The organism is Aliamphritea spongicola (assembly GCF_017051665.1).
Classification (GTDB): domain Bacteria; phylum Pseudomonadota; class Gammaproteobacteria; order Pseudomonadales; family Balneatricaceae; genus Amphritea; species Amphritea spongicola.
The window spans coordinates 1-20,579 of record NZ_JAFIDL010000001.1 but is presented as its reverse complement, the minus strand read 5'-3'; the positions used below and the strand labels follow the sequence as shown (position 1 = coordinate 20,579).

Sequence of the window (20,579 nt, the reverse complement as noted above, 5' to 3'; positions counted from 1 at the left end):
ATAATCAGCAACTCAAATCAGCGTGCATATATAATGTCTCAAACCTAAAGGGTCAAGCTTCTGATTAAAATTACAGGTTCAATTATTAAAATCTATTTCAACAGGGTATATGCCAGATCATGATTTGGCAGGTACAATAGCGACACTCTTTATTCGCATATAATTACAACTACCTGAGAATATGCTGCAAGACAACCTGATTATCTTACTGACCGTTGCCACAATTGGTTTTATTGCCATTTGTATCAACCACTTTATCGCATCCCGGGAACAGCGAGAAGAAGCCCGTATCAAGCGCCTGAGAGAGCTGCGCCGCAAATCTGAACTGGCGTTAAACACTATTACCGTACTGCGTGAAGCCAGTTGCCGCAAAGAAATTATCGATAAGCTTAGCGTATTCGTCACACACCTTATCGAAGAAATATCCCAACTCGCACCGGATTCTGACCTGCTGGCGGAAATCAGCAACCTTAAAGATACCAATGATAATACTCAGGTTGTGCCCGGGAACTTCAGCAGTGACAAAGCCCTGAAACGGGCCCAGCTGTTCATCAGCCACGCTGAACAGATATTCGTTGAAATGGCAAAAATGCGGATGCTGACCCCTACTCAGGTTCGCCATTATCAGCACGACTTATACTGGCTGCATGTATGCGTATTTGCGGATGCTCACATCCAGCAGGGCAATGACTATCTGGAGCAGGAAGACCACCTCATTGCCTTATCTCACTTCAAACATGCCAAAGCCATTATTACCAAAACCAGCGTGCCGCAGAAAAAGAAAAAAGACCGCCTGGAAAAGCTCGACAAACTTATCACTGCGGCCCGCAACCCACCGGAAACAACTAAAAACCCAAGTGAAGTATCCGGTTAACCTTCAAATGCAAAACGCGGTACGGTTTTGCCATCAACGGTTACAGTTTCAATAAACATATCGTAGGGACGAACCCATAACAATTCATCACCATAACACTGGCGATAAACCACCAGATATTCTTCTGTTTCAGAATGCCGGGCGACACTGATTACTTCATACTCAGCACCTTTATAGTGACGATATTTCCCCGGTTTTAATTCCACTGAATCTGACATTAAAATTTTTCCTCAATAACTGATTGCATCGCATCCTGAATCCGGTCCAGATCATTCAGATCACCACGTTCATCCCAGAATACGCTCAGATGAACAGGGTCTGATTCAATCGCAACAGCACCTTCCGGTAAATCACTGATCAGTACCGACAGTTGCTCAAGCTGAGACTCTGAGAGCTTACGTTCACCTTCCCCCCAGCACCAACCTTCAGGTAAACCTTCTGCGGCCAGCGCAACTTGTTTATACACCTGCCACTGGATGAAGCCTTCCCGTTCCTTACGGGAAATATTTGTGCGTGGCAGACGATAAACCGGCGAATTAAAACTTTCCTGCTCAATCTCACCACTGGCCCGCGGTGGTTTCACCTGCGCCAGCTGAACATTAAAACCTTTTCGCATTGCCAACTGCCGAAGCTGCGCCTGAAAGCGCTCCCGCTTACTTGGCAAAACCCACATCATCGAGCCTACCAGCGACATCATGACAAGGATAATAATCGCCCATTTCATTACCTATACTCTCCTTAAAATCGCGAGATAAAAACGCCTAGATATTTGACATCTCTCATGTTTTACAATATTTCTCTTATGCTATTCTGAGATACAGGAAACAACAGGGAATCAAAACATATGAGCATTTATAACCATATTCTGCTTGCTGTAGACCTGTCTGAAGCATCCCACCAACTGGTGGAGAAAGTGCGCATCATTGCGCAAAGCTGCCAATCCGATCTGTCACTGATCCATGTGATAGAACCCCTGAGTTTTGCATATGGCGGCGATGTCCCCATGGACCTCACCGCTATCCAGGAACAACTGGATGAACACGCTCAGGAAAAAATCCGCAAATTCAGCGCCGCTCTGGACTACCCCATCAAGCACCAGCACATCGTCAGCGGCCATACAGAGAGTGAAATTCACCGTATAGCCGAAGAAACAAACTGTGACCTGATTGTTGTCGGCAGCCATGGCCGCCAGGGCCTTGCGCTACTGCTGGGTTCCACCGCAAACGGCGTATTACACGGCGCTAACTGCGACGTTCTGGCCATTCGTCTGACTGAGGAAGAATAACGCACTGTAAAGCAGGGCTGTATTCAGCCCTGCATTGCTTCAAGCTCTACCCAACGCTCCATCAAACGCTCCACTTCAGCTTCTTGCTGCTGTAACTCCTCCAGCGTTTTGGCAACCACATCCCTGTCACCACTATAAAAATCACCCGCACTGGTCACTTCGTGCAAGCGGGCCAGTTCTGCCTCAGCCTGTTCAAGCTGTTCAGGCAACTGATCAAGCTCGCGTTGCAGCTTATAGCTGAGTTTTTTCTGTTTCTCTGCTGCCGGCTTAGCTACTTCGGCTGGTGCTTCTGCCACCTTTTTCTGTGGAGCTGGCTGCTGTTTAGCAGGATCAGGCCGCTGCCGTAACCAGTCCTGATATCCCCCCACATATTCCTGAATATGCCCGTTACCTTCAAAGACAAGTGTTGAAGTAACCACGTTATCCAGGAATGCACGGTCGTGACTGACCAGCAACAAAGTACCACTGAACTCCATCAGAATCTCTTCAAGCAACTCCAGAGTTTCAATGTCCAGATCATTGGTTGGCTCATCAAGCACCAGAAGGTTAGCTGGCTGAGAAAACAGCTTCGCCAGCATTACCCGGTTACACTCTCCCCCGGAAAGGGCTTTAACCGGCGTTCTGGCCCGCTCAGGTGTAAACAGGAAGTCACCCAGATAACTGATAATATGACGGGATTTACCATTGATGGTAATGCTCTCCCGGCCTTCAGAAATATTATCAATGATTGTCTGTTCAGGTTTCAGCTGACCCCGTAACTGATCAAAGTAAGCCACTTCCAGATTTGAACCCTGACGCACTTCACCGCTGTCCGGTGTTAACTCGCCCAGCAGGATCTTGAGCAGTGTACTCTTGCCTACACCGTTCGGCCCGATCAGGCCAATACGGTCACCCCGTTGCATCCGGACCGAGAAATCTTTTATGACCGGCGCGCCTTTAAAGCTCTGACACACATCTGAAACTTCAACCACCAGCTTACCTGAACGGTCTGCCTGCTCCAGATTAAACTTCGCTTTGCCCTGTCGGTTACGCCGCTCAGAACGCTCAACCCGTAATGCTTTCAACGCCCGCACCCGACCTTCATTGCGGGTACGGCGCGCTTTAATTCCCTGCCGGATCCATTTTTCTTCTTCCGCCAGTTTTTTATCAAACAGTGCATTGTTGCGGGCTTCTTCCTCCAGCAACTTCTCTTTCTGATCCAGATACGTCTGATAACTGCCCGGGAAAGAGGTCAGGGTGCCCCGGTCCAGCTCAATAATCCGGGTTGCCAGACGTTCGACCAGTGAACGGTCGTGCGAGATAAACAGCACACCGCCTTTAAACTCAAGCAACTGTTTCTCAAGCCACTCAATGGTTTCAATGTCCAGGTGGTTGGTAGGCTCATCCAGCAACAGTACATCCGGCGACTGAACCAGTGCGGCACCCAGCGCGGCCCGGCGGCGCCAACCTCCGGAGAGGGAAGACATCAGTACATCGCCATCCAACCCCAGTCGTTCCAGAATCTGCTCAATACGTAACTCCAGCTGCCAGCCATCCACTTCTTCAATCTGATGCTGCAGGCGGGTCATTTCATTCATTGCTACATCATCAAACTGGCCCGCCAACTCGTGGTAACGCAATACCAACTGATAAGCATCGCCCAGACCTTCAGCGATCACGTCACGGACTTTTCGTTCATCTGCCGCAGGCAAGGCTTGAGGTAATTCGGCAATAACCGCACCACCGTCCCGCCACAGCTCACCGTCATCGGTCGCCTGATGACGGGCGATAACTTTCAGTAAGGTTGACTTACCGGCACCGTTCAGCCCGACCAGTGCAACCCGCTCGCCTTTTTCCAGCTGGAAATCCACCTGATCAAGTAAATGTTTATCACCAAAGGCAACGGAAACTTTTTCTAGTCTGATTAACGCCATCAATCGTCCACCTGTATAAAATCAGGCGCCTATTCTACTGAAAAAAATAAATTAAACACCCCTGCAGCGCGCTCATAAACTGCTATATTACCGGCCTCAGAGAAAAGGACATCCAGTGTTGCTATAACACGTCGCTTGCATCTTACAGGGGCTTCGTAGACACTCGGTACATCGTTATTTTATCGGCAAGGATTGTTAACCATGCTGGCCAGGCAAATGTTTTATCGTAATAATTTTTTCAGCGTCATTGGTCTGAGTTTAGGCCTGTTTTGTAGCCAACTCTCCGCCACAACCCTTGACCAGCAACGGCAACTTTATAAAGACGCCAAGCAATCCATAAAAGCATCTGAGTTTGGCAAACTTGACTCAATCAAGGCAAAACTCGCTGACTATCCCCTGCTCCCCTACGTCGAAGCAGCCCAGCTCAGTAAGCAACTGGCCAGCGTATCCCAGAAGCAGATTACTGCATTTGGCAAACAATACCCGGATGTTCCCGTCACCACACAACTTCAGCAACGTTGGCTAAATCAACTGATTCGCCAGAAACGCTGGAAAGCCTACCTACCGGCACTGGCCAAGTCAGGCATAAACGGCAGTGAAAAATATGAATGCTATCGCCGCCATGCACTGATGGAGACGGGGCATAAAGATAAAGCCATTGCTGGCATAGAAGCCTTCTGGAATATAGGCCACTCCCGTCCTGATGCCTGTGACAGCAGTTTCGAACACTGGCAGAAAACCAAAGGCGGCCCGTCTTCCGCACTGGCTACCTCCCGTTTCTGGAAGAGCGTTGCAGCCAAACAAATGTCACTGGCTAAGTATTTACGCCGCTTTATCACAGACAAACAGGATAAAGCTGTCATCGATCGTTTTTATAAAATTCAGGCGAACCCTGAACTGCTGACAAAAAAGAACGCCCTGAAAGGCGATACGTTGGCCAACCGTGAAACGTACCTCTACGGCCTGACCCGTCTCAGCCTTAACGACCCCGCTGCTGCAGCCAAAACCTGGCTGAAAGTTCGTGACACCCTGGAACTCGCCCCTAAGCGAAAAGAATCACTGAATCGCAGACTGGCTTCACGGTTGGAAAGTAAGGCCCCTAAAGGCGCACTGAAGCTGATAGAACAGCTAGGAAACAACCTGGACGAAACTATTCAGAACCGTCTGTTTCGTACGGCACTGGTAAAAGAAGACTGGCAGGAAGTACACCGCCTGATCACTAATCTTCCTGAAGATATCCAAAACAATGAACGATGGGTGTACTGGCGCACCCTTGCCGCGAGCCACACTCAGGGTTTGACACCTGCGGCCTCACAGGCATTTGTATCCCTCAGTAAAGAACGCAGTTACTACGGTTTACTGGCGGCGGATATTCTGAACCGTCCTTTCAGCCTCAACCCGACAGAGACAAAACCTGCCGGCACGGAGCTGAATAAACTGGCGGAAACGCCTGCCTTTAAGCGCATGTTTGAGCTCTATAAACAAAACGAACATTATCTGGCCCGGCGAGAGTGGAATCGCATCACTCAAAATGCTGACTCAGACACTTACTATACCGCAGCCACTCTGGCGCACCAGTGGGGCTGGCATGACCAGGCTATCCGCGGTGCAGCAAAAGCCCGGGTATGGGATGCGATCGACATTCGTTTTCCGGCCCCTTATACCAAGATCTTCGACAAAATGGCTGCCGAACTGGAAATTGATACCAACTGGGCACGGGCTGTCGCCCGTCAGGAAAGTGCCTATCAGGTCACCGTACGCTCCAGCGCCGGCGCCCGTGGTCTGATGCAACTGATGCCTAAAACCGCTAAGCAAACTGCCAAAAGGTTTGACGTCAAATACAAAGGCGTCGCTGACCTGAACCGACCGGTAATCAACATTAACCTTGGCAGTGCTTACCTGGCACAGATGCAGAAACGCTTTAAGGGCAACCAGATACTGGCAACAGCTGCCTACAATGCCGGTCCACACCGGGTTGATCAGTGGCTGAAGGCACGCGGACATCTGCCGATGGACATCTGGGTAGAAACAATCCCTTTCAGGGAAACCAATAAGTATGTCCGCAACGTCATTGCTTATCACGCTATCTATGCCAGCATTGCCGGCGAATCAAAGCACTCCTTAGAACAACCGGCTTTTGAGCTGGCTCTTCAGGATGCCGTCGGTGCAAAGCAAAGCAAAACCCTGCGCAAGCAGATTAAACAGCAACTGAGTGCTTATTAAGATTTTCAGCTGATGCGAACATTTACCCCACAGAATGCCGATCAGGTGCTGATCGATATAGGTGTTAACCTCAGTGATTCCAGCTTTAGCAAAGACTGGCACGAAGTGGCTGAGCAGGCAGCACTCGCTGGCGTCTCCCCCCTGATTCTTACCGGCACTAACATGCCTGAGAACCATCAGTGCCTGGAGATGTGTCAGCAGAGTAGTGTGCCGCTGTTCACTACTGCCGGTGTACACCCTCATTCAGCCAGTGAATACAGCGCCGACACAACAGAGCAATTACGCCAGCTTTTGAAGGAAGACAAGGTAGTCGCTGTTGGCGAGACAGGCCTGGATTTCAACCGTAACTTCTCACCACCGGAAGCACAGATATACGCGTTTGAACAACAACTGGAACTGGCAGCAGAAACAGGCCTTCCCTTGTTTTTACACGAACGGGATGCTCATCAGAAACAGCTTGAAATGCTCTCCGCCTTCCGTGAGCACATCAGTGGCGGGGTTGCCCACTGCTTTACCGGTACCCGGGAAGAACTGTACAACTATCTGGATCTGGATCTGTATATTGGAATTACGGGATGGATCTGCGACGAGCGCCGCGGCAGTCATCTGCACCCTCTGCTGAAAGACATTCCTGCAGACCGCCTGATGCTGGAAACAGATGCGCCATACCTGTTACCAAGAGACATTCGCCCAAAACCCAAAAGCCGGCGCAACACCCCGCTGAACCTGCCACATATCCTGCAGGTTGTCGCTGAACTGGTCGGCAAAACCGCTGAGCAGGTCGCCCGGGAGAGCCGCGCAACCAGCCTTACATTTTTTAACCTGCAGAACCGGGTTTAACTCCCCTGCTCACAGATCTCCAGCCCATGCAGGAAGTCCTGTAAAGCGGGCTGGTCGAAAGGCCAGTCCAGCTCTTTACCACTGGCTTCATCAAGCAGAACCGGAATACGCACGGCATAGCGGGTCATATACTCATCTTCAAAAGCAATATCCACCAGCTCTGCTTCGTGCAATGCAGGATCAAGCGTTGCCACTACAATTGCTGCAGCATCATCACACAGATGACATCCCTCTGTGCCCATCAATAAAAACTTACGCATAACCGACTGCCTGTTGAAAAAAATGGCATTTTAGGGGCTGTCATGCAGCAAGTACAGACAAGCTCCCCCTTACTCGTTGCGAAACACCTGCCTGAAATCTCTCTTTGTGCATGACCATTCATAGAAATGTCACTAAAGTTCCACGAAAAATCTAAGCCCCTGAATCCAATATCAAATTTGATCCCTCACAAAATCACTTTCCACAAACTCTCCACTTTTTCTCAAGTAGCACACCTGGGTTAAGGGAAAGCACCTCCTGTAAGTGAGATGGCGCCAGGTGAGCATACCGCATAGTCATATCAATCTTGCTATGCCCGAGAATTCGCTGCAGCGTCAGAATATTGCCCCCTGCCATCACAAAGTGACTAGCGAAGGTATGGCGAAGAATGTGCGTCGAAATACCGTCTGGTAAGTCCCATAAGCGGTTTAGCCACTTTCGGGCAGTTTCTGCCCTGCTCCCGAATAAACGCTTCGCAGAACGGTTACCACAACCACAAAGCAACACATACAACTCAGGCCGGATCGGCACTGTACGCGTCTTCTTACTCTTGGTATTCGTAAAAATCAGACGATCCTCACGGACATGCTCCCACTGGATCTTTTCCACCTCACTCCAGCGTGCCCCTGTTTCCAAACATGTCTGCGCGATAACTGCGATGTCCTCCCCTGGAGCCGAAGAGAGTTGCGAATAAAAATGCGCCACTTCAGCCTGAGACAAAAACGGCCGCTCTACTTCAGCAACCTTAATCGCCTGAATATGTGCAGCAGGATTAGGAAACTCAACCAGCTGAGCCTTCTGTAACCAGTTAAACAAACTCTTAACCGCCTGCAGCTCGATGTTAACCGTCGTTGCCTTTAACACGGCCAATCGCTCAGACCGCCAACGAATTAAATGCTCAGGCCGCACAGAAGCCGCCACAGGGTCATTCAGATCCTTACACCACCTGACCAGCAGAGCATAACGAACAGCCCCGCTAGACAGCGTTTTAGCATGCCCTTCATTCCACAGCTCAATCAGCTCAGATAAACGACGTTTATCTTGCTGGGAAGGATTCCAGGCTTTATTCGCAGCAGCCTGTGAAATGACAAAAGACTCAAACCGAACAGCTTCAGCCTTTGTAGTGAATTTACGGGTAACACGCTTCCCTGCTCTGCCCTCTGGCCGCACATCCACGAACCAGGCAGAACCTTTCTTTTTGATAGTCATAGCCTTTCCCTGGCAAATCTAGCAACTGATACCAAGATGATACTGTTTTATACCAAAAAAATGTGTTAAATGGCTCACTGCCTGTTACGACAAAATATGACTTTTACAAATAATGGATATGCACGTGTCTAACTCTATTCGAAATAGCATAATGAGAAATGCTACTGTACTTTCAATAACAATCAGTTTGTTTTTATTTCTTCTAAATGACTTAGTATTTTCAGATAAGGTTTTCTATAAAGCATGGATCAATTCTGGGTTAAATGATCCACAGTTTGAGTTATTGATGGGATATTCTAAGGTTTTATTTTTCATATTCACATTCCTATCTATTATTTTACTATTTTTAAACTATTTACAATCAGGCAATCCCGCAAAAGTTGCAACTGCACTTTTTTCAAAATCTAAAACAAACACCTCATCAAAAGACTATGATACCTCTTCCTTAAAAATAAAAATTGAAAACCTTAACTCAGAAATAATAAAACTAAAAAACACTAGCAATATCACCCCGCAAGAAAAGGAAGATATTTTATCAAGGATTGTAGACAATGCTACAATTGATGCAATCAAAAACATTTTCACCAATGAATCTAAAGCATTTAAAGATGAATTAACAAAAAATACTGAACAAGAAAAATTAAGATCATCAATTCTAGGAATAAAAAACCGAATATACAGAGAAATTTCAGATTTAAGGCTTAGGTCTAATATTAACTTGATGATAGGAATGTCAATTACTGCTGGCGGACTATATTTGTTATGGGATACTGTAGATATTATTGATACATCTACACTTTTAAAAGAACTAGCCTCAGAAAACAATGAGTCAAATAACAAGTTCTTAAGAAATTTATTTTTACCATTACTACCAAGAATCCTATTAGTTATTTTTCTTGAAATTTTTGCATACTTTTTCCTTAGACTTTATAAAGATGGATTGTCAGAAATAAAGTATTTTCAAAATGAACTAACTAATCTCGAATCCAAGTTAATAGCTTTGGAAACTTCTTACTTGACTAAAAACCTGGCCTCTATTAATAAGTCAGTAGAAAGCCTATTGAAAACTGAAAGAAATTTTGTTCTTGAAAAAGGACAGACAACTGTAGAATTAGAGAGAGCCAAATCCAACACCGAAACTACAAATACAATTATTAACTCAGTAACATCACTACTGAAGACGAAAAGTAAAGAATAAACAAAAGGAGTTGTAATTATGATTTGGGGAATGGACGCAAAAATCATAGCCGCTTTTATTGCACTTGGTGGCATTTGCTTTTCATCAATATTAGCTGGTGCTGGTTACTTTCTAAAAAACAGATCTCAAAGTAAAAGAAGTGCTAGAAAAGTATTATATCTTCTTTTAGAGATGAGACATGCAATCAGCAACTCAATTGTTAACACAGATCAGATACTTGAAGACTATTTAGACCATACATTTGAAAGAATTGAAAAAAAATACAAGCCTTTTGATAAACAAATGATTGCTACGATGATATCTCCAATCATTAAAGGTCACTTAGATAACCTTTATGAAGCCAATAGTATTGATATTGATTCAAAATTAGTTCCTTCATTTGAAGAAGCGTTATCGGAGCTTAGTACAGATAACCCTGTACTCGCATTCTATTTACGTGGCCAAGAAAAATTAGAAATGATTGCACAAGTCAGTAAACGCTATACTGATGAAATCCCTTCTACAGTATTAGATAATGAATCACCCGAGTGGGTAGGCTCGCTTGTGGAAGACTTATCAAAATCACAGTATATCGATTTTCTTTCATCTCTATCTAAAAAACTTGACGATGATGTCATATTATTATCCAAAAACTGTGGTTACTTTACTTATCGAAAATGTAAAAAGCTAATAAAAAATACTAGCCAAGATTCATATAAAGAGTCATTTTCAGAGCTTGATCCGATTATAGACAAGGTATTTGAAACAATATTCTCAGCGGTAAAATCAGGCTCAAATGAAAATTTAGTGTCGTAATAACTTGGGATACCATTTAAAACAGCCCGCATATAGTAAAGATTAATGTAAATAAAGGTGAAGAATTATTTATAAGGAAAATACGTGTTAAGCAGCACGATAAATAAGGACTTTCATTGTGACTAAATACCTGACTTTATTTTTCATAATCACCTTAGGCGTTGCCGCTGGCAATCTGCTCTCAAACTACGCTACCAGTCAGTATATGGCGTATCAGGCCTCACAGGCTTTAAATCAACTGAAGCAAGAAAGAAATGCAGCTATAGCTGAACAGACAGAAAAACAGCGTCAGCAGCAGATACGTTTAGAAAGTGAGCGAAAGAAAACATCAACAGCACATAAGCTACGAAAAGCCTGTGAGGAATGGAAAGTTGCACATAATCAGTTTCGAACAGATACATCTAAAACTGAAATGGCTAAAGCATGTAAGGCGTATGCAAGATATATATCGACTGGGTATTAATTAGTAATTTAGCTTTTATTAACAGCAAATATATCATTAATCATCATATTTTACGGTTGTTTAATAATGAATTCAAAATCAGACTCTATATTACTACTTAAAATCATGGTTTTATTTACTGCCTTGGTTTCCGTATCGCTTTATATAATTGGCTGGTCTTATTTAAAAGGATATTTCATTGGTTTAGATATACCAGCCAATTTAATGGCTTATAATAAATACTATATTTCTACACAAGGGTTCATTAGTGCACTACAAATCGTTTTTGTTGATCCAATTATCACTTTATGTTTTTTTATAGTTACATCAATAACAGTTACATTGACTAAAATTGAAGGACTCAAGTTAAAGCTATTTATAGAGCTGTTTTTCTTGGTTATGTTTTTTTCTGTGGTCTCTCTAATTTCAGGTATAGATGAAGGCGAGTCATATAACGTGATATCCAATAATAAAGTATCAACTGTAAGTTTTATGAAAGGGGATGAATTAATTAATATTAAAGGAATGGTTGTCACAAGACACTTAAATAATAAAACTTTAATACTCTCAAATGAAACTAGGATTCTTATAAACAATGATAAATTAATAAGTATAGAATCAAGCGGGCATTGATAGTGAAAAACATGGATGAAAGTTATTTAAGCATTGATGAAGAATTTGACTTTATAAGTAAAGATATAGATAGAGGATTTATTGAATCTTCATTCAAATCTACGTATAGAATATATAAGCGAATAAAAAACAATAAAAGAAATGATATTTTTTATGCTTCAATAAATAACATAGCAGCATTATTTATAGATATCGGGTCTTTTAATTCAAAGTTTAAGAAAAGATCTTCAATATTTGGAGTAGGGTTACTTCATAAATTTAAGGACGATATTTTAAAAATTTCTTATGAACACGCATATTATTATAACTTAAGTAATGGTAAGTCGAACTTACTTAACACAAAAAACTCTTTTGAATTAGATTTTTCATCTATTGAAAAACTCGTCGAGATCAAAAACCTACTTTGGAAATCTATAGTTTTATCATTAGAAGAAGAGAAATTACCTTATGAGTATTTAGTTAATTTAGGAATTTGTTTAGACAAACAATTTAGAGTAACGGAAGCAATTTCCTGCTATGACAAAGCTATAAAATTAAATAGTCAGCACCCTAACGCTTGGATTGGTCGATCAGATTCTTTGATTCTTCTCAATCAAATATCTAATACATTTACTATAGAGTTAATGCATCAAGTAAGCCTGGGGTATAAAAATGCAATAAACTCAGGACAACTTTATCAAACGTTGATAGAGTCATTAAATTTAAAACTAAAGTACAACGACGCTAAGCTAAATGACATACTTAAAAGTAAAAAAATAGATCCTGATGATAGTGACCATATAAAAACAAAAAACGAGTTTGAATCTTTATCTAATTCAAGAAGGTTTTATTTGAAAAATAATTTAACCTTGTCTGAGCATTCATTATATTGCCCTTGTTTAGCAAGTGCCAGAGACGACTTAACCATTCCTTCAAAGACCGGTTTGAAAGGAGACTTTATTGTGCCTATGGAGATGGTTTTAAATAGGCTAAAATCTGAGTTTTCTTTTTCAAGAAAATTGTATTATGAATATATTGAGAAGGAATCTAATTATTCTGAAATGCATGAATCCTGCTTTTCTGAATTATTAAATAATGAGATTTTAGGTATTGATGTTGAAAAGCTAAGAACTTCATTCAGAGTTTGTTTTGGGATATTAGATAGGATAGGGGCTGCTATATGTGATTTATATGATATACACCCGCCTAATGGTCTCGTATACTTTCCTAGCTTCTGGCAATTAGATAATGGTAACAGGAGAGAAAAATTTAATAAAATAAAATCTCCAGGGTTATTGTCTTTATATAGTATTGCAACAGATTTAAATGATAAAAAAAACGGCGAGCTATCTTTTTATAAATCATGGAGAAATGATTTAGAACACAAGTTTTTAGTAGTTTATCGCTCTTCATGCTTAGATGATATATATAACTCATATAGTTTAATTAAAAATATCAGGTTTATTAGTGAAGAAGAGTTTATAAGTCACTTAGAGCAGTTGTTAAGCATAACAAGATCAGCAATATTTTCATTTGTATTCACTGTAAGAGAGAAATCTAGTTTAGAAAAAAATAGCTCGAAAAACGATTTAACAATACCTAGAATTATTACAAAAAAAGACTACCTCTAGTATTGTCTGTAGATTTAATTATATTTATATAAGTGATAATTATTTATGATTTCTTTGCTAAAAAAATCAAAGACCTTAATGACAGAAATTGACGTTAGAATGAATGGAATTGTTATTCCAGATGGTTTAAGGTCGAAAATATCTTTTGGCCTTCTTCATTTGTCACTAGAACATTTTGGCTCGATAATCACTTTAATCAATTACAATATGAGTGCTTCTGCTGTTGCTCTTTTAAGATGCCAATATGAAGCACTAATTAGATCTCTTTATTTTGATCAGTGCGCTACTGAAAAAGAGTTATATGAATTTACTAATTATAAAGTCAAAAAAAGGCTTTATGACATGTTACAGAGTTTGAATACTAAAAGTAATACTGATTTATATTCAAATTTAAGCGGTACTCTTTCTAAAAAGTTGAATGGATATACACATGGAGGCTTTGAACAAATAAATTCTAGGTTTTCAGAAAATGAACTAAAAGAATCATTTTCTGAAGAAGAACTTATTCAACAGCTTACTTTATCTTATAATCTCGCAATAATTTCTGTTTTGTATGCTTTAGAAAAGTCAGACAATCCTGAATTATTATCTTATTTTCAGGAATTGAAAATAAAAAATTAAACATATAAACAACTTACTGTGTTTTATCTGGTTTAATCAAACTCAATTCTATTTACCATAAAAGTAATTTTTCCAATCGTATCTGCTCTATACATCACTGTTTCATTTTTATAATTGAGCACTCCAATATAGCCTCCAAGCTTACCTATAAATCTACATCCAGCATAACACTCTGTACTTTCAAACTTAATAAAATCACTTTCACTTTCATAAACCTGTCTAGAGGAATGAATTCCCCAATTAATAGCATGTGTAGGTAATATAACTAAAGATGATATGATAAATGTCCTTATCATATTTTTATTTGAGATTTCTTTAAGAATATTTGAATTTATTAAATATCTAATTGGTAATAAAGCTATAGCATATACAACTGCTGTAAATAGTTTATATTTAACACTAAGCAGCATACAAACAGCAATTACAACAATAAAAAGTAAAATTATTTTTTTAATATTGCCATTAGGTATTGTTGAACTATGTTTATCACTAATAAATACTTCATTAGCCATTACAAAAGCTAATGTAATAAAAACAAATAGCAGAAATGTTTCAGAATAAGAAAGAACATCACTTATTCCAATATAAGATAAAGGGGTTATATTAAAGTGATACCAGTATACTACTATGTGTAGAATACTTGAAAATATAAATAACAGACTTAGGAAAGGAATGATTGACATAACTCTACTAATAGAGTTTTGATTATTTATATCAGACATTATTTATAAACCATGTTGTAAATCGATCTATTTTTCTTGCTATTTGCTTCTTATAGAAATTATTACCATCGATTACCATGACTTCACTCCCTGAGTCCCTGTGTTGCGCCCCGTTGGCTAGGATAGCCAGCGTTCCCGTATCCTTTGCGCTACTGTGTATCCATCCCTGTGTCTTCGTAGGTCTCTACGATCTTGTCCAGCTCCGGACTTATTTGCCCTGCTTCTGGAATAGTCTTCCCTGTTGCTAACCAATATACATATTCAGGAAATGCTTCATGTATTTGATTGATGTTTTCATGGTTTAGTTTTTGTTTACCATGATAGAACTGCTTTAGAGTATCCTTGTTAATCCCCGTTTTATCTTCAAACTCTGTAAATCTCTTTCTTGGGGAGCTTCCAACATAATCTATTAATTTTATTAAATTTTCTCGTTTCATAAAAAATTAATATCGAGATTTATTCTTACGATACTTGTATCTCTAGAATATTTATCGCAATATATTCTCACGTTATATAAAGACTCAATCTGGCTAAAGTTGAGGATATAGGCATGGACGCTCAATCTCAAACAAACGGTATGGATACCGTGATGAATCATGCGCTTTTCGAGCAATTAAAACGCGTTGGTTCTCCACTACTCCGCCCTGTTAAATTCGCCGAACTCACCGGCATTGCTAAAAATACCATTACCACCCTTATGGACCGTGGTGAACTGCCCGTCGTTGTACTCGCGCCCCGCATGCCGGGAAAGCGCCCTACCCGCTATATCAACATGGTTGCACTCTACCAACACTGTGAACGGGAGGCTAAGACATGGATCAGTTAACAGTCCCAACAATTCCAGAAATACATCCGTCTACGAATCAGGTCAGTCAGTTAGCAGTTATGTTCTCCGAACTATCTGCTGAAGTGTTCTGCCTGAATAAACAAGGTGCACAAATCGACCTTGAATTTCTCGGAGGCCAGGGAGTTCGCTTACTCATATGTGGGCCGCTCTCTAATTACACCCAGCTTGCTACTTTTGCTGTTTTCGCAGCGATTAAACGTACTTCTGCCCGTATTCATCACCGGCAAATGGCTTCTTACCTGTTCTTTGAAGACATCATTTCAGGCAAAGCCACCTTTGAAGAAACGGACAAGCAGCTGCAGCAATGGAACCGACAACTAAACATTGTGCGTCAGAATTTAAAGCTCTTCACGAGCTATCAACCCTCTCCGCAAATGCAGGTAACTGAACGATGAAAGCCTTCGCAGGTAACAAGCGTTCGTTACGTGCTGGGGCGTGGGGAATGCCCTCTCCACGATAATTTAACGGCTGGCATCCGTGTAAAAAACTGCCCCCGCTCACTTACTCATGCCGGAGATGAGCGGGTTACTTACGGCATGTAAGGACACACATATGAACATGGAAGCCAGTGACTGCAGCTGCTGCAGTGGCACCGGAACGGTGGAATACGGAAATGATTGCATGTATTGCGATGGCACCGGACAAGTTTTCAAGCCTTATGCCACAGAAGAAGGCAACGAATGCACTGAATGCGAGGGCTTCGGCGATATCACTGATGCTGCCGGCTATTCCACCCTCTGCGAAAACTGCATGGGTCACGGCCATGTATAAAGCTGTCTGGATGGATTTGAATGCCCCGTAAGCATTCCACTCCAGACGGATAGCCTGCCCGGCCGGCAAAGAGGCCATCACGAATGCATTAGCATTCATAAAGAACAACGTAACGACAGGGAGTCGACATGCACACACGGATGAAACGCTCAGACATCCTCTCCGCTGCTGAACGTGGCTACTGCCTGCTATGTGGAGGCACTAATGGAGAATGCACCTGCAGAACTCGATCTGTAGTACTGGCTGACACTCCTGGCCACATCGATCTTGATCTATCACTTAACGTTGCTCAGCAATTTCGTGAGTTTTGTGATTTTCGGACCTACTCCCCAGTCACTGAAGGCAGCGATGTTCGAGACGTTTTTCATTATTGCAAACGTTGCGATCGGGTTAGTGCTTATAACTCTACTGCCACCCTACTTGCGTGCCCTTGTGGCGTGATCTTTAAACACGATTTCAAACCCAGTGAACCTGCGCAAAGGGATTTCACTGAATTACTCAACGTAGAAGACTTGCCGCGCTCTGCGCTGCGCAAACCCAACATTTACAGGTGAACACTATGAACATGAATTTTACCGGCACCGTCATTCAGGCAAAGCGTTACAGCATGGACGGCAACCAGGGTGCATCCATCTTCCTGACCCAACCTAGTGACGGTGAAAACCCGGACGTGTGCGGTCTGGAGATCATGAAAATGACCGCTGATTACACCGTGGTCGAACAGCTGCGTAACGTGCTGCCGTGCGAATGCGACATTGTTGCCAAGCCCGTAGCAGGCGCTCAGCAAAAGATGGCCTTCAAGCTGGTGTCGATCAAGCCAAAGACTGAAGCGGCAGCTAAGCAGCGCCCTGCACAGTCTTAAGCAGACGTTGCTTAGGTTATCCCTATGAAATATTTCCTCCTCGGTTTCTTCGGCAGCATCTTTGCCGTGTTGGCCTTCAGTGATCCCGCTTTAGCGCTCACTCAGGCCGAAAGCGCTGAGATTTTTGCCGAAGTCTCTGAGGAAACAAATTCAATCATCGTGCAATCCACGTTAGGCCTCGCGTACTGCTTAGGCTTCGTGGCTGGCTCGTTGAGATGAATGGGAGGTTGGTTTGGCGTTAGATCAATTTCTCGCTGAGTACAGCGGCCACATTCTTGGGGCGTTCGGACTCGGCTGGGGCAGTGCTGTCCTTATAACGTACTTCAAACAATGGTTAGAAAAACTGTAAAGGAGGCTCCTATGCCTAATTTTGTGAAGAAGCAAAATGCCGCGGTTAGCGCTCTGGTTGCTAACAAAAAAGTCCGCTCAGTGGTGGCTGGTTTTATCGCGATGGGAATGACGATGCAGGAAGCTGCAGCGGCGTTACCGGCAGCGATCGGTACACAGCTGGCTGCGATTCAACAGGATGGTCTGGATCTGGCTGATCTGGTGTGGCCGGTAGTGATCACGCTCTTCGGGGCGCTGGTTATCTTCAAACTGTTCAAGCGCTTCGGCTCACAGATCTAAATCTGTTACGCCCGGCTTTCAAAGGGGCTCGGGCTATCCGCGCCCCTTTTTTTACCTCTGGATTTTGTGAGGTGTCGTTATGAGTTCGTTATTCATTATTGGGTTTCTGATCGCCGTAATCTTCTGGCGGCTGGCCCGTGATCAGGATCAGGGATGACTGATATGCGCAAACTACTATTACTGCTTTCATTGCTCTCGCTTCTTTCTCCCGTATCCGTATTTGCACAGGATACATCCGTTACGATTCGGCCGAAGCAAGTCACCGGCGTGGATGTCGACTCACGGGGTAACATTAAGGTGGACTACTCCACAAGTCGTGTCCGGTTTCCTTCCGGCAAAGAAACCTTCAAAACTGAGCGGGTGACCTACAACCCTAAGAAACTACTTGAGATGACCAAGCGTGGTAACCCTGCCCAACAGGCTTTAAAAGCCGCTGCACTTGCTGCTGCCGCTGCTGCAGGGTACGTCATTAATGAGTTAAGGGGGCAGATCACTGAGCAAGAACAACCTGATCCGGGATACACCGCCGGATATTTCTGGGAAGCACCAGTCTATGGCTTACCACCTCTAAGAGGAAAAACAGCGTCTGAAGCCTGTGCAGCAGGCTCTGTTTATGGGCTAGCCTCTGCCGGTGGAACATGGTGTAGCCGCGGTACGAATTCTAAATATGTCCAGGCAGTAAAACTTTCCTGCACTAACCCGCCACGTAATTACTCTGTTTGCAGAGACGAAACAGTGCCTATGGTGCCTGGTGAACCGCTTCCTTTGGATGTGCAAAACGACCTTATGATTGAAGCGTTTAATCAACTAACCCCTGCTCAGCGGCGTCAGTTCTTTGAAGATTTAGCAGGATCTCCGTTGATTACGCCTGAGTTGGCTGAAGCGTTACAGGCTGAAGCTGATCGCATCAAACTCGCTGAAGGCTTGGAATCAGCTACTGTTGAAGAAGCGGGCAGAGAATCGGCTACAGAAGAAAACATCCAAAAGGTTACGGTTGTCGATCCAATTAAGATCGATGAAACAGAAGTAAAAGTAGATGCGCCTACCGATGATAAATACACCCGACCGGAAGACTACAACCCGCTAACTTTGTTCTTTGGCTCACTTCCGGACCTGCCTGACTTTAGCCTGCCTGACTTTGGTCTCTCTTACTCATCATCCTGCAGAACCATTACCTTCGACTGGGAAGGAGCATCCGTGCTGTTTCCATCCAGATCTCAGTGCCGCAAGTTAGGTGAAATGAAAGAAATCACCGGCTGGTTTATCTCCGTTATCACCATGTTTGGCATTGCCTGGCTGATCCTGGGCAACCGTAAACCAGGAGTATAGTTATGAACCGTCTATCTGAATTGCTGCGTAACCTGTTTGAAGCCGGCTTCTCGTCCGCCGCCTCTGCTCACCGTATGGATATCGCCTATAAGATGATGCTTATCGCCGCTATCATCACCGGTGTATCCACCTTCTTCGTCGTGGTACAGGGCGCCATCGGTACCCTGAACTTCTTTACCAATGACTACCTCGACATCGCCATGTCGTGGTTCGTGCCGGCGCAGGCGCCAATCTGCATTGCCGCATTGATCACGGCCCGCATTGCTCGCTCTGTTTTGGATTACCACCTGATGCTGATCTACGGCGGCATGTTTGTCAGTCCGCCCTCCAACGCATCAGGCTTCCTGTCCCGACCACAACTTCCAGGAGGCTGAACATGGAATTTCGCTTCGTGACCGGCAAACTCGGTACAGGTAAAACACTGGTGGCTGTTGGCCATGCTGCTGTGTGCCTGAAGAAGAAAAAGATGGTCGCGACCAATGTCGACCTGTATCCGGAACACTTCTCTAACAAATACAATAAAGATACCCGGATCTACCGCTTACCGGACCATCCAACACCGGAAGATCTGGAAATGCTCCCCCTGGGGAATCCTACCCTCGTACTTGGCCCGGATGGCTCCTATCGCCCTGGTCCTGATTATGATGAAAACCAAAACTCACTGTTGCTGTTAGATGAACTCGCGCAGTTCCTGAACACCCGTAACTTTGCCAGTAAAGAACGCACCCGGATGATTCAGTTCCTGGTCTTGCTCCGGAAAAAAGGTTGGGACGCATGGTTTATTGTTCAGCATATCGACATGGTGGATAAGCAGATCCGGGAAGGACTGGCACAGGAAACCGGATACTGCAGAGACATGTCCCGTATCCCAATCCCTATTCTTGGTGGTCTGTTCCGGCGCATTACAGGCAAAGCCCTGACCTTCCCTAAGATACACCGGGTCACCTTCAGAGATGGCTACTCCACAGACGGCTTAGTCCTGGAAGTCCGCAACTACTCCGCCAGCTCCGTGAAAATGATCTACAACACCGCCCAAACACTGAGTCCTGATTACTCCCCCACATGGGCCACTAACCACCATGAAAACGCTGGACTCCATTGCCTGTTAACCCCATGGCATCTAGTCGGTTACAAGCTGCCGCCCCGGGTACCCATTCTGAAGCGGATAGAACGGGCACTAATCACCCTGATATTCGAGATCGGTTATCTCGTATTTATGCTGTTTCCTTCCACACGCCGTTACTTCATTGAGCCGCCCGTATGAACAACGTCCGGCCTGTGGATGAGGCGCTATTGAGGTATCTGCAATCGACTGCGCAGCTGCAGCCAGGCAGCCATACAGCCTGTTACACGACCTGCGGGCTGGACGACGGGTGCGCAGCATCCCTGAGGCCAGCACGCGGGGCGCGGAAACGGCCTGTGTAGCACGTTTGATAAAACTAACCAACATTCCCGATACAACCTAAAACAACTCGATACACATTAGGGGCATCTAATGAGCAAACAACATTTTCAGCGTT

At 43.8% G+C, this 20,579-nt stretch carries 26 protein-coding genes; 18 read left to right on the top strand and 8 right to left on the bottom strand.

Translation table 11 applies throughout. From position 1 onward, the window contains the following. The first annotated feature begins 181 nt into the window (after nucleotides 1–181). A complete protein-coding gene (locus tag JYB63_RS00130) occupies nucleotides 182–874 on the top strand; it encodes a DNA topoisomerase I (protein ID WP_205655719.1) in 693 nt (230 codons plus the stop codon). Here the strand turns inward: JYB63_RS00130 and JYB63_RS00125 are convergent. Together JYB63_RS00125 and JYB63_RS00120 are read right to left on the bottom strand one after the other, a co-directional pair. Continuing rightward, complete coding sequence (locus JYB63_RS00125; protein WP_205655718.1) at nucleotides 871–1,092, bottom strand: DUF1653 domain-containing protein; 222 nt, start codon at nucleotides 1,090–1,092, stop codon at nucleotides 871–873. The genes JYB63_RS00130 and JYB63_RS00125 overlap by 4 nt on opposite strands. After that, nucleotides 1,092–1,598 carry a hypothetical protein gene (locus JYB63_RS00120; RefSeq protein WP_205655717.1) on the bottom strand — a complete coding sequence of 169 codons (507 nt, stop codon included), beginning with the start codon at nucleotides 1,596–1,598 and terminating at the stop codon, nucleotides 1,092–1,094. The genes JYB63_RS00125 and JYB63_RS00120 overlap by 1 nt, the downstream gene beginning before the upstream one ends. 120 nt (nucleotides 1,599–1,718) lie before the next feature. Here JYB63_RS00120 and JYB63_RS00115 point away from each other — a divergent pair, with 120 nt between their 5' ends. Beyond that, nucleotides 1,719–2,159: a universal stress protein gene (locus JYB63_RS00115; RefSeq protein ID WP_205655716.1), complete on the top strand. Its 441-nt coding sequence runs from the start codon at nucleotides 1,719–1,721 to the stop codon at nucleotides 2,157–2,159. A gap of 23 nt (nucleotides 2,160–2,182) precedes the next feature. On the opposite strand, the gene JYB63_RS00110 is transcribed toward JYB63_RS00115, so the two are convergent. Continuing rightward, nucleotides 2,183–4,072 carry an ATP-binding cassette domain-containing protein gene (locus JYB63_RS00110; RefSeq protein WP_205655715.1) on the bottom strand — a complete coding sequence of 630 codons (1,890 nt, stop codon included), beginning with the start codon at nucleotides 4,070–4,072 and terminating at the stop codon, nucleotides 2,183–2,185. 201 nt (nucleotides 4,073–4,273) lie between these two features. Here JYB63_RS00110 and JYB63_RS00105 point away from each other — a divergent pair, with 201 nt between their 5' ends. Together JYB63_RS00105 and JYB63_RS00100 are read left to right on the top strand one after the other, a co-directional pair. After that, nucleotides 4,274–6,295, top strand: a complete 2,022-nt coding sequence (locus JYB63_RS00105; RefSeq protein ID WP_205655714.1) for a transglycosylase SLT domain-containing protein — start codon at nucleotides 4,274–4,276, stop codon at nucleotides 6,293–6,295. Between the two features lie 12 nt (nucleotides 6,296–6,307). Continuing rightward, the gene (locus JYB63_RS00100; protein WP_205655713.1) at nucleotides 6,308–7,135 is read left to right on the top strand and encodes a TatD family hydrolase; all 828 of its coding nucleotides are present in this window, start codon (nucleotides 6,308–6,310) and stop codon (nucleotides 7,133–7,135) included. Here the strand turns inward: JYB63_RS00100 and JYB63_RS00095 are convergent. Next, nucleotides 7,132–7,395 carry a glutaredoxin family protein gene (locus JYB63_RS00095; RefSeq protein WP_243431759.1) on the bottom strand — a complete coding sequence of 88 codons (264 nt, stop codon included), beginning with the start codon at nucleotides 7,393–7,395 and terminating at the stop codon, nucleotides 7,132–7,134. The genes JYB63_RS00100 and JYB63_RS00095 overlap by 4 nt on opposite strands. 193 nt (nucleotides 7,396–7,588) lie before the next feature. Further along, on the bottom strand, nucleotides 7,589–8,602 hold the full coding sequence (locus JYB63_RS00090) for a phage integrase (protein WP_205655712.1): 1,014 nt from the start codon (nucleotides 8,600–8,602) through the stop codon (nucleotides 7,589–7,591). Between the two features lie 124 nt (nucleotides 8,603–8,726). On the opposite strand from JYB63_RS00090, the gene JYB63_RS00085 reads away from it, so the two are divergent. From JYB63_RS00085 to JYB63_RS00060, 6 genes are all read left to right on the top strand, one after another. Further along, nucleotides 8,727–9,800 carry a hypothetical protein gene (locus JYB63_RS00085; protein WP_205655711.1) on the top strand — a complete coding sequence of 358 codons (1,074 nt, stop codon included), beginning with the start codon at nucleotides 8,727–8,729 and terminating at the stop codon, nucleotides 9,798–9,800. 18 nt (nucleotides 9,801–9,818) lie between these two features. Next, nucleotides 9,819–10,595: a hypothetical protein gene (locus tag JYB63_RS00080; RefSeq protein WP_205655710.1), complete on the top strand. Its 777-nt coding sequence runs from the start codon at nucleotides 9,819–9,821 to the stop codon at nucleotides 10,593–10,595. A gap of 118 nt (nucleotides 10,596–10,713) precedes the next feature. Continuing rightward, entirely contained in the window at nucleotides 10,714–11,058 is a 345-nt protein-coding gene (locus JYB63_RS00075; protein ID WP_205655709.1) for a hypothetical protein, read from the top strand. Between the two features lie 66 nt (nucleotides 11,059–11,124). Beyond that, nucleotides 11,125–11,670, top strand: a complete 546-nt coding sequence (locus JYB63_RS00070) for a hypothetical protein (RefSeq protein ID WP_205655708.1) — start codon at nucleotides 11,125–11,127, stop codon at nucleotides 11,668–11,670. A gap of 11 nt (nucleotides 11,671–11,681) precedes the next feature. After that, nucleotides 11,682–13,280, top strand: a complete 1,599-nt coding sequence (locus JYB63_RS00065; protein ID WP_243431812.1) for an LA2681 family HEPN domain-containing protein — start codon at nucleotides 11,682–11,684, stop codon at nucleotides 13,278–13,280. A 78-nt stretch (nucleotides 13,281–13,358) separates the two neighbouring features. After that, complete coding sequence (locus JYB63_RS00060; RefSeq protein ID WP_205655706.1) at nucleotides 13,359–13,901, top strand: DUF6988 family protein; 543 nt, start codon at nucleotides 13,359–13,361, stop codon at nucleotides 13,899–13,901. Between the two features lie 32 nt (nucleotides 13,902–13,933). On the opposite strand, the gene JYB63_RS00055 is transcribed toward JYB63_RS00060, so the two are convergent. Continuing rightward, on the bottom strand, nucleotides 13,934–14,623 hold the full coding sequence (locus tag JYB63_RS00055) for a hypothetical protein (RefSeq protein ID WP_205655705.1): 690 nt from the start codon (nucleotides 14,621–14,623) through the stop codon (nucleotides 13,934–13,936). A gap of 149 nt (nucleotides 14,624–14,772) precedes the next feature. Next, complete coding sequence (locus tag JYB63_RS00050; protein ID WP_205655704.1) at nucleotides 14,773–15,060, bottom strand: hypothetical protein; 288 nt, start codon at nucleotides 15,058–15,060, stop codon at nucleotides 14,773–14,775. 113 nt (nucleotides 15,061–15,173) lie between these two features. Between JYB63_RS00050 and JYB63_RS00045 the strand changes: the two genes are divergently transcribed. Next, a complete protein-coding gene (locus JYB63_RS00045) occupies nucleotides 15,174–15,449 on the top strand; it encodes a hypothetical protein (protein WP_205655703.1) in 276 nt (91 codons plus the stop codon). Further along, nucleotides 15,437–15,865 carry a hypothetical protein gene (locus tag JYB63_RS00040; RefSeq protein ID WP_205655702.1) on the top strand — a complete coding sequence of 143 codons (429 nt, stop codon included), beginning with the start codon at nucleotides 15,437–15,439 and terminating at the stop codon, nucleotides 15,863–15,865. Before JYB63_RS00045 ends, JYB63_RS00040 begins: the two co-directional genes overlap by 13 nt. Nucleotides 15,866–15,995: 130 nt before the next feature. Here JYB63_RS00040 and JYB63_RS00035 read toward each other — a convergent pair whose 3' ends face one another. After that, nucleotides 15,996–16,340: a hypothetical protein gene (locus tag JYB63_RS00035; RefSeq protein WP_205655701.1), complete on the bottom strand. Its 345-nt coding sequence runs from the start codon at nucleotides 16,338–16,340 to the stop codon at nucleotides 15,996–15,998. Between the two features lie 460 nt (nucleotides 16,341–16,800). On the opposite strand from JYB63_RS00035, the gene JYB63_RS00030 reads away from it, so the two are divergent. From JYB63_RS00030 to JYB63_RS00005, 6 genes are all read left to right on the top strand, one after another. Beyond that, a complete protein-coding gene (locus tag JYB63_RS00030) occupies nucleotides 16,801–17,103 on the top strand; it encodes a hypothetical protein (protein WP_205655700.1) in 303 nt (100 codons plus the stop codon). A gap of 24 nt (nucleotides 17,104–17,127) precedes the next feature. Continuing rightward, complete coding sequence (locus JYB63_RS00025) at nucleotides 17,128–17,322, top strand: hypothetical protein (protein WP_205655699.1); 195 nt, start codon at nucleotides 17,128–17,130, stop codon at nucleotides 17,320–17,322. 141 nt (nucleotides 17,323–17,463) lie between these two features. Continuing rightward, nucleotides 17,464–17,730, top strand: coding sequence for a major coat protein (locus JYB63_RS00020; RefSeq protein WP_205655698.1), 267 nt, complete (start codon nucleotides 17,464–17,466; stop codon nucleotides 17,728–17,730). A 153-nt stretch (nucleotides 17,731–17,883) separates the two neighbouring features. Next, nucleotides 17,884–19,059 (top strand): hypothetical protein, encoded by a 1,176-nt coding sequence (locus tag JYB63_RS00015; RefSeq protein ID WP_205655697.1) that lies wholly within the window; start codon nucleotides 17,884–17,886, stop codon nucleotides 19,057–19,059. Between the two features lie 2 nt (nucleotides 19,060–19,061). Next, complete coding sequence (locus JYB63_RS00010) at nucleotides 19,062–19,433, top strand: DUF5455 family protein (protein ID WP_205655696.1); 372 nt, start codon at nucleotides 19,062–19,064, stop codon at nucleotides 19,431–19,433. 2 nt (nucleotides 19,434–19,435) lie between these two features. Beyond that, nucleotides 19,436–20,323: a zonular occludens toxin domain-containing protein gene (locus JYB63_RS00005; RefSeq protein WP_205655695.1), complete on the top strand. Its 888-nt coding sequence runs from the start codon at nucleotides 19,436–19,438 to the stop codon at nucleotides 20,321–20,323. The last annotated feature ends 256 nt before the right edge of the window (nucleotides 20,324–20,579 follow it).

Coding starts and splice junctions, on each gene's coding strand:
- JYB63_RS00025 (WP_205655699.1), top strand. CDS start 17,128: ATGAAATATTTCCTCCTCGGTTTCTTCGGCAGCATCTTTGCCGTGTTG.
- JYB63_RS00080 (WP_205655710.1), top strand. CDS start 9,819: ATGATTTGGGGAATGGACGCAAAAATCATAGCCGCTTTTATTGCACTT.
- JYB63_RS00120 (WP_205655717.1), bottom strand. CDS start 1,598: ATGAAATGGGCGATTATTATCCTTGTCATGATGTCGCTGGTAGGCTCG.
- JYB63_RS00010 (WP_205655696.1), top strand. CDS start 19,062: ATGAACCGTCTATCTGAATTGCTGCGTAACCTGTTTGAAGCCGGCTTC.
- JYB63_RS00055 (WP_205655705.1), bottom strand. CDS start 14,623: ATGTCTGATATAAATAATCAAAACTCTATTAGTAGAGTTATGTCAATC.
- JYB63_RS00070 (WP_205655708.1), top strand. CDS start 11,125: ATGAATTCAAAATCAGACTCTATATTACTACTTAAAATCATGGTTTTA.
- JYB63_RS00125 (WP_205655718.1), bottom strand. CDS start 1,092: ATGTCAGATTCAGTGGAATTAAAACCGGGGAAATATCGTCACTATAAA.
- JYB63_RS00100 (WP_205655713.1), top strand. CDS start 6,308: ATGCGAACATTTACCCCACAGAATGCCGATCAGGTGCTGATCGATATA.
- JYB63_RS00015 (WP_205655697.1), top strand. CDS start 17,884: ATGACTGATATGCGCAAACTACTATTACTGCTTTCATTGCTCTCGCTT.
- JYB63_RS00040 (WP_205655702.1), top strand. CDS start 15,437: ATGGATCAGTTAACAGTCCCAACAATTCCAGAAATACATCCGTCTACG.
- JYB63_RS00035 (WP_205655701.1), bottom strand. CDS start 16,340: ATGAATGCTAATGCATTCGTGATGGCCTCTTTGCCGGCCGGGCAGGCT.
- JYB63_RS00045 (WP_205655703.1), top strand. CDS start 15,174: ATGGACGCTCAATCTCAAACAAACGGTATGGATACCGTGATGAATCAT.
- JYB63_RS00005 (WP_205655695.1), top strand. CDS start 19,436: ATGGAATTTCGCTTCGTGACCGGCAAACTCGGTACAGGTAAAACACTG.
- JYB63_RS00090 (WP_205655712.1), bottom strand. CDS start 8,602: ATGACTATCAAAAAGAAAGGTTCTGCCTGGTTCGTGGATGTGCGGCCA.
- JYB63_RS00030 (WP_205655700.1), top strand. CDS start 16,801: ATGAACATGAATTTTACCGGCACCGTCATTCAGGCAAAGCGTTACAGC.
- JYB63_RS00020 (WP_205655698.1), top strand. CDS start 17,464: ATGCCTAATTTTGTGAAGAAGCAAAATGCCGCGGTTAGCGCTCTGGTT.
- JYB63_RS00050 (WP_205655704.1), bottom strand. CDS start 15,060: ATGAAACGAGAAAATTTAATAAAATTAATAGATTATGTTGGAAGCTCC.
- JYB63_RS00065 (WP_243431812.1), top strand. CDS start 11,682: ATGGATGAAAGTTATTTAAGCATTGATGAAGAATTTGACTTTATAAGT.
- JYB63_RS00110 (WP_205655715.1), bottom strand. CDS start 4,072: ATGGCGTTAATCAGACTAGAAAAAGTTTCCGTTGCCTTTGGTGATAAA.
- JYB63_RS00095 (WP_243431759.1), bottom strand. CDS start 7,395: ATGCGTAAGTTTTTATTGATGGGCACAGAGGGATGTCATCTGTGTGAT.
- JYB63_RS00105 (WP_205655714.1), top strand. CDS start 4,274: ATGCTGGCCAGGCAAATGTTTTATCGTAATAATTTTTTCAGCGTCATT.
- JYB63_RS00130 (WP_205655719.1), top strand. CDS start 182: ATGCTGCAAGACAACCTGATTATCTTACTGACCGTTGCCACAATTGGT.
- JYB63_RS00115 (WP_205655716.1), top strand. CDS start 1,719: ATGAGCATTTATAACCATATTCTGCTTGCTGTAGACCTGTCTGAAGCA.
- JYB63_RS00060 (WP_205655706.1), top strand. CDS start 13,359: ATGACAGAAATTGACGTTAGAATGAATGGAATTGTTATTCCAGATGGT.